At 32.3% G+C, this 12,078-nt stretch carries 11 protein-coding genes; 3 read left to right on the forward strand and 8 right to left on the reverse strand.

The genetic code is table 11. The features are described 5' to 3' along the window. Positions 1 to 10: 10 nt before the first annotated feature. Positions 11 to 1,495 carry a xylulokinase gene (locus ACN0TY_RS14585; RefSeq protein WP_417445070.1) on the reverse strand — a complete coding sequence of 495 codons (1,485 nt, stop codon included), beginning with the start codon at positions 1,493 to 1,495 and terminating at the stop codon, positions 11 to 13. A gap of 9 nt (positions 1,496 to 1,504) precedes the next feature. Then, positions 1,505 to 3,136, reverse strand: coding sequence for a D-xylose transporter XylE (gene xylE, locus ACN0TY_RS14590; protein ID WP_417445071.1), 1,632 nt, complete (start codon positions 3,134 to 3,136; stop codon positions 1,505 to 1,507). Between the two features lie 175 nt (positions 3,137 to 3,311). On the opposite strand from xylE, the gene ACN0TY_RS14595 reads away from it, so the two are divergent. Further along, positions 3,312 to 4,031: an NUDIX hydrolase gene (locus ACN0TY_RS14595; protein ID WP_236958697.1), complete on the forward strand. Its 720-nt coding sequence runs from the start codon at positions 3,312 to 3,314 to the stop codon at positions 4,029 to 4,031. A 79-nt stretch (positions 4,032 to 4,110) separates the two neighbouring features. Here the strand turns inward: ACN0TY_RS14595 and ACN0TY_RS14600 are convergent, their stop codons facing one another. Beyond that, positions 4,111 to 4,671, reverse strand: coding sequence for a DUF4251 domain-containing protein (locus ACN0TY_RS14600; protein ID WP_417445072.1), 561 nt, complete (start codon positions 4,669 to 4,671; stop codon positions 4,111 to 4,113). 236 nt (positions 4,672 to 4,907) lie between these two features. Between ACN0TY_RS14600 and ACN0TY_RS14605 the strand changes: the two genes are divergently transcribed. Together ACN0TY_RS14605 and ACN0TY_RS14610 are read left to right on the forward strand one after the other, a co-directional pair. Further along, positions 4,908 to 5,264 (forward strand): hypothetical protein, encoded by a 357-nt coding sequence (locus tag ACN0TY_RS14605; protein WP_236958699.1) that lies wholly within the window; start codon positions 4,908 to 4,910, stop codon positions 5,262 to 5,264. 84 nt (positions 5,265 to 5,348) lie between these two features. Then, positions 5,349 to 5,816, forward strand: coding sequence for a hypothetical protein (locus ACN0TY_RS14610; RefSeq protein ID WP_417445073.1), 468 nt, complete (start codon positions 5,349 to 5,351; stop codon positions 5,814 to 5,816). A gap of 92 nt (positions 5,817 to 5,908) precedes the next feature. Here ACN0TY_RS14610 and ACN0TY_RS14615 read toward each other — a convergent pair whose 3' ends face one another. The 5 genes from ACN0TY_RS14615 to ACN0TY_RS14635 all read right to left on the reverse strand — a co-directional run bounded on the left by ACN0TY_RS14615 (position 5,909) and on the right by ACN0TY_RS14635 (position 11,984). After that, the gene (locus tag ACN0TY_RS14615) at positions 5,909 to 7,168 is read right to left on the reverse strand and encodes a DUF4374 domain-containing protein (RefSeq protein ID WP_417445074.1); all 1,260 of its coding nucleotides are present in this window, start codon (positions 7,166 to 7,168) and stop codon (positions 5,909 to 5,911) included. A gap of 100 nt (positions 7,169 to 7,268) precedes the next feature. Further along, positions 7,269 to 9,587 carry a TonB-dependent receptor gene (locus ACN0TY_RS14620; protein ID WP_417445075.1) on the reverse strand — a complete coding sequence of 773 codons (2,319 nt, stop codon included), beginning with the start codon at positions 9,585 to 9,587 and terminating at the stop codon, positions 7,269 to 7,271. A gap of 185 nt (positions 9,588 to 9,772) precedes the next feature. Continuing rightward, entirely contained in the window at positions 9,773 to 11,344 is a 1,572-nt protein-coding gene (locus tag ACN0TY_RS14625; RefSeq protein ID WP_417445076.1) for a PepSY-associated TM helix domain-containing protein, read from the reverse strand. Positions 11,345 to 11,352: 8 nt separating this feature from the next. Then, complete coding sequence (locus ACN0TY_RS14630; RefSeq protein ID WP_417445077.1) at positions 11,353 to 11,649, reverse strand: hypothetical protein; 297 nt, start codon at positions 11,647 to 11,649, stop codon at positions 11,353 to 11,355. Positions 11,650 to 11,651: 2 nt separating this feature from the next. Beyond that, positions 11,652 to 11,984, reverse strand: a complete 333-nt coding sequence (locus ACN0TY_RS14635; RefSeq protein WP_417445078.1) for a hypothetical protein — start codon at positions 11,982 to 11,984, stop codon at positions 11,652 to 11,654. Positions 11,985 to 12,078: the final 94 nt, after the last annotated feature.

Consider the following 12,078-nt stretch of genomic DNA (forward strand, 5'->3'; position numbering starts at 1 on the left):
TGTTGTTATTCTATTTTATGTGATTTTTCCAATCTTGATAGACTTCTTGATGTTGAGCTACCAAATCTGGTTTTGGTTCGATTCGCTCTAAACATTTCAGCCCTTTAAAAGCAGCTTCTAGAGTAGAAAAATATCCATAACCATAGGCTGCTCCTCTTGCAGCACCTTCCGCTCCAGAAGTATTGTATAATTCTAAAGTAGTATTTGTTGTATTTGCAAAGATTTCTCTAAATACTGGGTTCAAAAATAAATTTGCTTTTCCTGCCTTAACTACCTTTCCTTCTACTCCAACATTCCTCATTATTTCGAATCCATAATTCAATGCAAAAACAATTCCTTCACAGGCAGCTCTAACTAAATCTGGTGTTTTGTGGATATTAAAATTTAATCCTTCTATCCCAGACATAGCAGGTTTATTATTAAAAATTCTCTCTACTCCATTTCCAAATGGATAAAACCTGAGTCCTTTACTGCCAATTTCACTTTTGGATGCCAATTCGTTTAACCTATCGTAATCAATTAGATTTTTCGAATCTTCAGACAGTGTTTTTCGTAACCATTGGTAAAGAATTCCTGAACCATTAATACAAACCATTACTCCATTTCTTTTTTCTTCTGAAGTATTATTTACATGTAAAAATGTATTAATTCTATTATTTTCATCGTAATCATCAGTATCACTAACTCCATATACTACTGCGGAAGTACCTGCCGTTGCAGCAATTTCTCCAGGATTTAAAACGTTTAAAGACAAAGCATTATTTGGCTGATCTCCCGCTCTATAATTTATTTGTACATCGTGAGACAACCCCAATTCTGAAGCAACGTCTTTATCTATCACCGATTGCTTACCAAAATTTGAAACGATCTCTGGAATAATTTCTTCTGAAATCTCCATGGCATCCAATACCTCAGTTGCCAATCTATTCTCCTTAAAATTCCATAAAGCTGCTTCTGATAATCCTGAGGTACTAATTTGTGCCACCTTTGATAGTTTAGCCGCTATATAGTCTCCAGGAAGCATCATAAACTTGGCTTTTGCATATACCTCTGGCTGATTATCTTTTACCCATTTCAATTTTGAAGCCGTAAAATTACCTGGACTTCCAAGAATTTTCTCTTGGCAAGCTTCCTCCCCTATTTTATTGTATATAGCATCTCCAATAGGTGCTGCCCTACTATCACACCAAATAATTGAAGATCGTACTGGTTTTAAATTTTCATCCGTTAAAACCAATCCATGCATTTGATAAGCAATTCCTATTCCCTTAATATTAGATATAGCTATCTTATGTTCCGTTTTTAACTTCGAGATTCCCTCTTTTACATATTGCCACCACATCTCTGGATCTTGTTCTGCCCAACCATGCTTTGGCGCATTCATTTCTAACTCAAAATCGGGCACAGAAATCGATGCAATACACTTTTCTGTTTCCGTATCTAATACAGATAACTTTATCGATGAACTTCCTAAATCTATTCCTAAAAAAAACATAGCTATACTTTAATTAATTTTTGACTCTATAGGGCCATCTGCTTCCCAAATACTTTCCATTTCTTCTAATGTCTTTCCCTTTGTCTCAGGAACAAATTTCCATATAAATAAGGCCGATAAAACTGCCATAATTCCATAAATCCAATACGCGAAACCATGATTAAATAGCTCATTTAAATGTGAATTGTTATTCATCATTGGGAATGTCCAAGAAACTACAAGGTTTGCTAACCATTGTACAGCAACAGCTACTGCCATTACACCTTTAATTTTATTTGGAAAAATCTCAGAAAGTAAAACCCATGTAACAGGACCCCAAGAAATTGCAAATGCTGCTATATAAAGTAACATAAGTAACAGTGCTGCAATACCACTGTTATCAGCGTATAGAACAGTTCCTAACCCTAGCATACTTATTGCCATAAAAATACTTCCGATAATCATTAACTTTTTCCTTCCGAAATTATCAACCGTAAACATGGCTACCACAGTAAACAAAAGGTTTATAGCTCCAACAATAATTGTTTGCATCATTGAAGCATCTGTTTCCATTCCCATCCCTTTAAAAATTTCAGGAGCATAATAAAGGACCACATTTATCCCTACGAATTGCTGAAAAATTGAAAGTAAAAGTCCTATAATTATTATACCCCATCCATAGCTGAGCCATGGTGCTTTTTTTGTGTTGAATGATTTTTTTATGTCTTCTAAAATCTCTGAAGCTCTTGAAGAACCGTTATATTTTGTCAATACAGAAATAGCGGATTCCTCATTCCCTTTTAAAACTTGAAAGCGAGGTGTTTTTGGAACGATCATTAACAAGAAGAAAAATAACGTTGCAGGAATACATTCAGATAAAAACATATATCTCCAACCTATTGTGTTTACCCATACATCCTCTTTTCCTTTGATGATAAAATAGTTTACAAAATAAACCACCAACATTCCACTAACAATTGCTAGTTGATTACATGAAACTAATTTTCCCCTCATATTTGCTGGGGCCATTTCTGCAATATATAATGGGGCTAACATACTAGCTAGACCAACTCCAACTCCACCAATAATTCTATAAATTATAAAAGTTGTAAGGTTTCCTGCCATTAAAAAGGGTAACTTTTCTGGATATGCAGAACCAAGTGCAGATATAATAAATAAAAGTGCGGCTACAATTAAACCATTTCTTCGACCTATAGAATTTGCAATTCTATCTCCAACTGCAGCCCCTATAATACATCCTACCAATGCACTACTTACCATAAACCCTAGAATTGAATTTCCTAAATTCTCAGATAATTCATTTGGCATTGATAAAAAATTAGAATACAGTAAACTTCCAATTAATATAAAAGAAACTATCAAAATAGTTAATGCTGTTGTTTTCTTAAAGAATTTGAAAATAAAGGAACTAAACAGTGCGAAAATTACCAGCGTACAAATAGTTATAACACTTTTAAATTCTATTATGGCTTCTGTTGCTAAATTGGCGTTGTCTGATAATGGTGCTACAAAATAGTTTCGTAACCCTCCTACTGCGCCAGAGATTACTGCCGTATCATACCCGAAAAGTAATCCTCCGAGACTAGCAACTGCAGTAATTAAGTAAACATTACTAGTTTTTTGGTTAGTTTGATTGCTCATTAATGGTCGTTTAAACTATATCTTATAGTTAATTTGACTACAATACTAATTAAATATTTTTATTATATCAAAATTTTACTCATAAAAATAAATAATTAGCAATAATTTTTGACGTAAGATGACATATAGAAATAATTTTGTATTTATGCATTAAGAACTAATCACCTTTTAATAAATGATTAAGAAATTTATAGACAGCGAATCCGGTAAAATAGTAGAAGAAAAAGTAATGAATGCTATTACAATTGATTGTGCTATTTTTAGTTTTGAGGAAGGAAAATTAGAAGTATTACTAATTCAGCACGCAGAAGGGATTAGCAAAGGTAAATGGGGTTTACCTGGAGGTTGGATTAAAGAAGATGAAGGTATTGATAACGCTGCTCATAGATTACTTAAAGAATTAACTGGAATATCGGATCTTTATTTAGAGCAACTAAAAGCATTTGGTGACCCAAAACGTTTCCCCCTTGGAAGAGTTATAACAATTGGTTACTATGCGTTGATAAAAAAAGAGGACTACGATGTAAAAGCTGGTTCTACTGCTTCTGACGCTAAGTGGTATAAAATGGAAGAGATTCCTGAATTAATATATGACCATAACGAAATTTTAGAATTTAGCCTTGAGCATCTTAGAAATAGAGTTAGAAATGCCCCAATTGGATTCAATCTACTACCAGAAAAGTTTACTCTTCTTCAATTAATGCAACTATACCAAGAAATTCTAAATGTAGAACTTGACAAACCGAATTTCAGAAGGAAAATACTTAAGATGAAATTATTGGTTGATCTTAAAGAAAAACAACAAGATGTTTCTCATAGAGCTGCTAAACTCTATAAATTTGATCCTGAAATTTATAATAAACTCACAAAAAAAGGGTTTAATTTTGAAATGTAGACTTCAAAAAATAACCTCCATTAAATATTAATAATATCCTTAGGAGGCAATTTTATATATAAAGTGCTATTTTTATTTATTAATCTTTCTTTTCTGGAAGCGGAGATATCGTGCCGTCGTAAGTAATAAAATCTCTCTGAGAGCTGTTAACAGAAAGTGATGTTTTATTATTAGGATACACCAACAAGTTTATATCAAAAGATTCGGTACCATTATTTGCTGAAAATGTTACTAGATAACGTTTTTTAGCTTCCACATATTCTGTTTTCATATCGGTAACCACTTGTTCAAACTGTATTCCTTCTCCTTCTGAGTTATAACCACCTCCCATTTGTCTTTCGCCAAAAAAAGGCAGGTATGCTTTTACAGAATCCCCTTTAACTTCAAGGTAATTAGTATTTCCTATAAGATTTATTCGTTGCACATTAGAACCCGGGCCTGCAAGACCACTATTTGCTAATCTCATCATACTAGAACTCACAGTAGGCATTGCCCATTGATTTTCAATTCGATATTCTTTACTATCAAGCAACTCTTTAATAGCAGTAATTTGCTCTGGAGTTGAAGCGTTATTCTTTGCTCCGCCACATGATGATAATATCACCAGTAAAAGCATGGAAAAAAAATATGAAACTTTCATTTTAATAAAATTTATATTGAACAAAATTAAATATAACTAATTAACTATCATACAACTAACACCCTCTTTAGTTATAAAAATGACAACCTTCAAAATTACAATAAAAAAGGATTTAACATTCCTTACAATACGTTAAAACAAACTGCTCAAAATTCTTGTTCTTTCAAATCCAACAAAAATCAAATACAACTGTAAATCATTAAGTTCTTTGTATTTAAAATCTTACATTTGCTGTTATGAAGTTTTGGAAGATCATATCACTAATCATTATTGGAGGAATTATTCAATTAAGTCCTCTCAAAAATGATACCAAAAAAGCTGAGATTGATCAGCTTCCACTCCAACAGAGTCCTTCTGAAAATATTGTAATTAACGTCAAATACCAAGGGGTAGCAATACTTAACACTATTAACCACATAGTTACCCACGCAGAATTTGATGTTAAACTGAACAAACTTGATTTTAAACTTTTAAATCATATAACTCTAGGAATTAGTGTTATAAAATTAAACTTATCCTATCAAGGAATTGATAGGATTCTTACAAATTTTCCAGTCCGGACAATCATTTATCCATTCCATTCTTTCTTGTAACATTTATGAAAAATTCTAATTCTAATTAACCCCTTGTGTTTACTAAGGGGAATCAATCATTTTCATAAATTTAAATACATAAAGATGGATACATCTTCAATTCTACTAGGAGCAATTATTTTTATTGCTTGCTTAGTACCTTTAGTGCTTTTAGGTATTCAAATAAAAAAAGCATCACGTAAATTATTAATTCCTATTCTAGAGGAAGCTAAGAAAAATAATAGTAACATTTCGGTTCATGAAATGACTTCTGATGTTTGCTTTGCAATGGATGAGGAACAAAAAATTTTATATTATTACCGTAAATCAAATACACAAGAGGAACTAAAAACAATCCCCTTAGGTGAAATTGATAATAGTAAAACATTTATCAAACGAAAAAATGAAAATAGAACAACTAGTACAGCCTATACAAATGTAAATATAGAGTTATATAACAACGCTAACGTTGTTAATACTTTGGTTGTTTTTGATATCGAGGAATCTAAGCAACTTATTCCAGAAGTAATGGTTGCAGAAAAATGGAACCGCCTTATTAATTCAAAATTGTAATACACAAAAAGAGTCGTCTTGAAAACATTTTCAAGACGACTCTTTGCTTTACTTAAATATGGAGATAAAAAGCTCCCTATTCAAAAATTAATTTATTCAACTGGATCAAGTTTACTTATTGCAGTAATCACTCCACCATTAACCTCTAATCCTTGAGTTGCACTAGCACCCGCAACATCTACATTATAGATAAAACTTCCTGTTTCTGTAGTTACTCCAACGTGAACTGTACTTTTATCTTCAGAAACTAAAACATCCATACCTTCTGTAACATTTAATACCGTTTCTGCAGCTGGCATTCCAGTTACCCAATCCAGGGTTTTATTATACAAATCGATTACAGCTAATCTGTTACCTGTCTGATAAGCAGAAGTTTTTTCATCTCTTAAAATCCCAACAGCCTTTCCATTACCTACATACACATGGTCTGTAATATAAGCACCTCCGGCAGCTGCTTCTATATCGAAGTAATAATCGTCAAATTCTGTAGTTCCACTTTTAATTCTTGTTATTGCAGATGGTTTTGTAGAAGACAACTCTCCATTAGTTGTAGCTACTGAAGCAGAAAAAGCATATGCATCTCCATTTTCATCAACAGAAAGTCCGTTATCAAAATATCTTCCAATATAACTTGTACGATCATCATGAATAACTGTTTCTAATTCCATTTCTGGGTAAGAATAAACGGCAATATTAGCTTCATCTGGGTATTCAGTTCCAAAAGTATCACTACAACATCCTTTAATTGTAAAATATGGAAGGTAAACCTTATCTCCAACTTGAGTTATCCATGTAAAAAAAGCCAACTCTCCATTCTCTGTATCTGCTAATTCCTGAGTATTTATTTGCCCTTCAGCAGTAAATTGAGAAGTTTCTGTGTCTAATTGATACCAATATGCAATTGGAGACTCAGCGCTTCTAGAAATTTTAATCATTAATACATCATCATTTACTGCTCCGAAAGCCTGAACTGTTTCTGATTGAAAATCTGATATTTTGCTTAACTCGCTTTCAGAATTTAATTGATATGTAGTAACAGCTCCAGGATTTCCTTGCCCGTATAATAAACTAAAAAATTTATTGTTTGTGGTTAGATAATAACGGTAAGTTCCATCTTGCTCAATTCCATTTCCTTCAGTAGTAATACTACCTTGAGATAAATCGTCTGTTGTTAAAATATAATCCGCTACTCCTTCTGAAGCTATTGGTGTAGCTGTTACAATATACTTCGATGTTGCTTCTGGGTTTTCTGTTCCTCCATCAGGATCTGAAGAATCGTCATCACTACACCCAATTAATAATGAGGCTCCAGCGAATAATAGACTGAAAAAATAAGTTGATTTTTTGATCATTTTAAATAATTTTTAAACTAAAATTTATACTTAACTCTATTTTTAATTGTTATAATGCACATGACTAAAATGTGCTAATGCGGTTATAACTCCACTTTTTTTATAAAAAAGTATACTTTATTTTCCCTGTAATACTTCTCCCTGGTTTTTGTAAACTGAAATTATCATACAATTCAGCATCAAGAATATTTCTACATTCCAACGTAAATTGAAGCTTTTGGTTATAGGTATACGTTGCGTTTATATCATGAGAAATTTGCTCTGGAATATCAAGCTTATCAGAACCCAAACTAGGCCAATACAAGTAAAAAGCATGTACATACAACATATTGTAACCTAAACTTAATAAGTTACCATCGCCCCATACATTCTCAAAAGTGTAACTAGCATCTGCATTTCCATAGAAGTATGGCATGTTTGGAATCCTGTCACGGTAAACAATACTCTCCGTTGTTTGTCCTTCTTCGTACTTCGTATTATTTCTTAAATCTTGATATGTTACATTTACACCTGCACTAAAACGTCTTGCACTTTGGTATCTAATTTCTGCCTCAACACCCAAATTGGTTACACTTCCTAGATTATCCATAACTTGCATCGTTTGGTTATTATTAAGTCGAGGACGAATAAAATTACTAGCATCTCTGTAAAAACCATTTAAGTTGAAGTTTAATTGATGCTCATTATGCAATGCCAACCAATAACTAGCTCCTAAATTATAATTATAGCTATGCTCAGGTTTTAGATCTACATTTCCTTGAAGATTGATAACATCACCATATAATTCTTCTGAATCTGGAAGACGATAACTCTTTTCAAAAGAAGCTTTCATTTGGAAATTTTCATTAAAAAAATGAGAGACTGCAAAACCATATCCCAAGAAGTTATATATATTAATTTGATCTCTATAGGCTACATCTCCATAATCTCCCGTTGGGTTATAAGATTGTGTAAATTTATTTTGCTGAAAATACTGCTTCGTAAATGCAGATGCATTCCAATTTTCTGTTTCATATCCATAGCTCAGTCCTAAAATATTTTTCAGGGTTTTTCTAGGCTGTTGGTATGTATCATTATTTGGATTTAGTTCATCTTCTCCCTCTCTGTTGAAAGTGTTTAATGTACTCCCCAATGAAATCCTATGCTTTTTTGCAATCGTATAATCAAAAGCAGCAGCTCCTACTCCATTATTATTTCTATATTTATATAACGAATATGATCTTTCACCTCCTGGGTTATCATATTCTTTATACTCTCCAAACCAATTATACCTTCTATGAAGAGTATCAATATTCTTCTCTTGCCCTAGATTGTAGTTAGCATTAATTCTAACATTTAGTCCTTCAACTAAAAAATTATTCTTTTTATATTTTACACTAGGCATAATTACATTTCCACGTCTGTGCCAACCTCCAAAAACACTAACAATACGAGCTCCTGTTTGAATTTCTCTGTAATTGTTTCCAAGTGTTATTCCGAATAATAATTGATCTGCATAAGACTTATTTACAACTCCGAAGTTTGCAATAACAGTTTCGTTGTGATATTGATCATGGAAACGCTTTACCGTCTGGTCTGGGTAATACTCCCCTGTATTAATATCCGCTACATCAACATTTACTTTGTAGGAGTTGTCAGAAAAATTTTGATAGGCATTCAATTGTGCTGTGAATCCGTTTTTAGCGACATAAATAGCATTCACCATTGATCTATGCGTATTAAACGAACCATAAGAATAAGATGCATCTAAATGACTTTTATTATAGCCATTTGTTATAATGTTTACAGCTCCTCCTAAAGCATCTGAACCCAAACCTACAGGCACAACCCCTTTATATACTTCTATTCTTTCTGCTAGATTTATTGGAATATTATTTAGCTGAAAAGAACTTCCAAAATTATCCATGGGAACTCCGTCAATAAAAAAACGTACTTGTTTCCCTCTGAAACCGTTTATAGAAAAATTCATCTGAGAGCCAACTCCTCCACTTTCTCGAACTCTAATTCCAGATACTCTATCTAAAGCATGACCTAGATCTAAAGTCGTATTATGAAGTTCCTTTGCATCTACAACACTTACATTAAAGGCCTTTTCCCTAACTTGATCTACAATACTTTGCCCAGAAACTACAACTTCCTCTAAATCATAAGAAGATTCTTCTAACTGAAAATCAAGTTTTAAAGTTTCTCCATCATTTAAATCAACTTTAAGTTCCTTTTCTTTAAATCCTAAATAAGACACTTTAAGGGTATAATTGCCGCTTCTTGCATTAGTATTTAGATCATAGATACCATGAATATCTGTTGTTACACCTTTAGACAATGCTTCAACCATTACAGTAGCTCCTGCAATTGGAGCTCCTTCTGTATCTGTTACGGTTCCAGTAATACGTACATTACCACTTTGTGAAAATGCCATTACGGAGCATACAAGAAAACTCAAAAGCATTATTTTATTCATGCAAACAATTCGCATATTTATTTTTATTTAGACTTATTAAATATATTATTTCGGCAAAAGTATCTATTTCAAATAGTGAAACTCATACGTAAAACGGATTAATACCTACGCAAAAGGGAATATTTAGCTTTGAAAAGGAAGAACTATTTTCTTTTTATTTTAAAAACAACAATTATAGATAGGATTGCTACCACCAACCAAAAAAGGTCTATAACTAAAATTTGTGAATATCCATTAGTATAAGAAACCCAAGGCCAGTTACCTGATTTTATTCCATTGGTAATAGGAATTAATAAACTGAATATTGCTCCAGCAATCAAACACACTTTATTAGTAAAATAGTTGCTCTTTTTAAGAAGTAAAAGCGCACTAAAAATAAGCCATGACCAAAAGAAAGTTCTATTTATAAAAACATTTCTATCTCCAGTATAATCGTCAGCAAAAAGTTTTACAATAACAAAAGTGAGCGCTGTAACTGGAAACAAACTCAAGCACCCAACTAGATACACTTTAACCAACCATGTATTAAAACGTCTTTTATGATCTGCGACATTCTTTTTATCTCTAGCTACAAGCCAAATAAGAACACCAGAAATAATGACAAAGCATGTAATAAAACCAAGAACTAAATAGATTAATTTCATTCCATAACCCCCAAAATCTCCAAAGTGTAATCTTTTAATAACATCATTTGCTCCTTCAACATAGGAAACATCATTATAAGGATCTTTTTCACTTACTAGTTTACCATCACTTGCTTTAAAAGTTTGATATCCTGTACCTATAAAACCATCAGTAAAATTAGGAGCACCTATAACTTGAATATGCATATTTTCATTTCCGTAGTTAAAGACTTTAAAACCATTAATAACTAAATCTGGCCATTGGTCTTTAGTACGTTTTACAAAATCATTTATAGAAACATTCTTCTCAAGAGGACTGCCATAGAATGCGTATTCTTCTACTTTCTGACTCTCCAGTGCTTTCTGCATTTCTCGAGGATTATCATCAAAAAGCACTTTTTGAACAGGAGGTAACATTACGGTATACCCTATAATTAAAAAAGCACCTGTTACAGCAAAAATAAATTGGAATGGCAAACCTATAATTCCTAAAGCGACATGAGCATCTGTCCATATTGTTTTCAATTTACCTTTAGGACGAAATACATAGAAACTTGAAACTATTTTTTTCCAGTGAACTAGCAAACCTGTTACTACTGCAAATAGAAAGAAGAAAGCTACCAAACCAGCTAAAAAATAACCTGATCTCCCAAAGAAATTTAATTGTGCAAAAAAATGTAGCCTATAAAAAAACTCTCCTAAAGAATATCCTGAAGCATAATCCGTTTTGGAATAATTATCCATGTCTAGATAAAAGAAGCCTCTACGTCTTCCTCCACCCTTTTTGGTAACAATAGTTGTATCTTTTGGTGGTGTCATAAAAACACCTATTCTACGTTCAAAAAAGCGCTGTGAAAAAGTTATATCTCTACTGTAAAGCGTATCATGTTGCTTTAACTTACTTAAAGCAGTGTCAAAATCTATATTTTCGAAATAACCTTCTTGTATCGGCTCATTCCGCTCCCATGCACTAATTTCATCCCTTAAAAAAGAGATGGACCCCGTAAAAAAAATAATATATAATAAGGCACTAATAAAAATACCACTGATGGTATGTGTATGAAATAGAATATTATAAATTCTGTTTGACATGAAAAAAACTATAATGAATTAATATTAGAACCGAAGTATAGAATTGTAGCGAGAATGAGTATTATTAAAAGATAAATCCCCCATATTTTCCATCCATTTTTAGCTAGAAAAGCAACAATCATTAATCCAGCCCAAAGTATAAAACCAGCATAACGGATCGTAAACATAACTGCTCCAAAATCAAACCAGAGCGTTAAAACCATATGCAACAATTCAGTTATCATAAAACCACCTACAAAGCCAGCAGTTATTTTTAAGACTCTTTGAAAAGGAGACTGAGTTAAATATTTTTTATTTGCAGGCATCTTTAAGAGATATTTAATTCTAACAAAAGGGATAGAAATCCAATAATTAAGAGGCTAGGAACAGAAAAAAAACGAAGAGGACTTAATAAGACTACCAAACTTGCTAACGTCATTAATAAAACGAAGAAAGAGAAGACTCCACTTCCTAGTCCCAGAAGCCAAATATCCAACACAAGACTTAATACGATTAATAATATTCCTAAATACTTTGATTGAGAGGTATTAGTGTGTCCCCAATTATAAATAAATAATTCACTCTTATAGTCAGCTCTCTTAGAAGTGACATATAAAAAGTAAAATCCTATAAACATTAATAAAATAGATGCTGTGAGCATGAATGGCTGGTTAATTTATACTTTTAATAACTTCTTTTTTAGCTTCTTTTTTTGTTCCATCAAAACCTTGAACTCCTCCAACCGTTGTATATTT

The sequence above is a fragment of the Joostella sp. genome, assembly GCF_048266025.1.
GTDB classification, from domain to species: domain Bacteria; phylum Bacteroidota; class Bacteroidia; order Flavobacteriales; family Flavobacteriaceae; genus Galbibacter; species Galbibacter atrarenae.

Coding starts and splice junctions, on each gene's coding strand:
- ACN0TY_RS14585 (WP_417445070.1), bottom strand. CDS start 1,495: ATGTTTTTTTTAGGAATAGATTTAGGAAGTTCATCGATAAAGTTATCT.
- xylE (WP_417445071.1), bottom strand. CDS start 3,136: ATGAGCAATCAAACTAACCAAAAAACTAGTAATGTTTACTTAATTACT.
- ACN0TY_RS14595 (WP_236958697.1), top strand. CDS start 3,312: ATGATTAAGAAATTTATAGACAGCGAATCCGGTAAAATAGTAGAAGAA.
- ACN0TY_RS14600 (WP_417445072.1), bottom strand. CDS start 4,671: ATGAAAGTTTCATATTTTTTTTCCATGCTTTTACTGGTGATATTATCA.
- ACN0TY_RS14605 (WP_236958699.1), top strand. CDS start 4,908: ATGAAGTTTTGGAAGATCATATCACTAATCATTATTGGAGGAATTATT.
- ACN0TY_RS14610 (WP_417445073.1), top strand. CDS start 5,349: ATGGATACATCTTCAATTCTACTAGGAGCAATTATTTTTATTGCTTGC.
- ACN0TY_RS14615 (WP_417445074.1), bottom strand. CDS start 7,168: ATGATCAAAAAATCAACTTATTTTTTCAGTCTATTATTCGCTGGAGCC.
- ACN0TY_RS14620 (WP_417445075.1), bottom strand. CDS start 9,587: ATGGCATTTTCACAAAGTGGTAATGTACGTATTACTGGAACCGTAACA.
- ACN0TY_RS14625 (WP_417445076.1), bottom strand. CDS start 11,344: ATGTCAAACAGAATTTATAATATTCTATTTCATACACATACCATCAGT.
- ACN0TY_RS14630 (WP_417445077.1), bottom strand. CDS start 11,649: ATGCCTGCAAATAAAAAATATTTAACTCAGTCTCCTTTTCAAAGAGTC.
- ACN0TY_RS14635 (WP_417445078.1), bottom strand. CDS start 11,984: ATGCTCACAGCATCTATTTTATTAATGTTTATAGGATTTTACTTTTTA.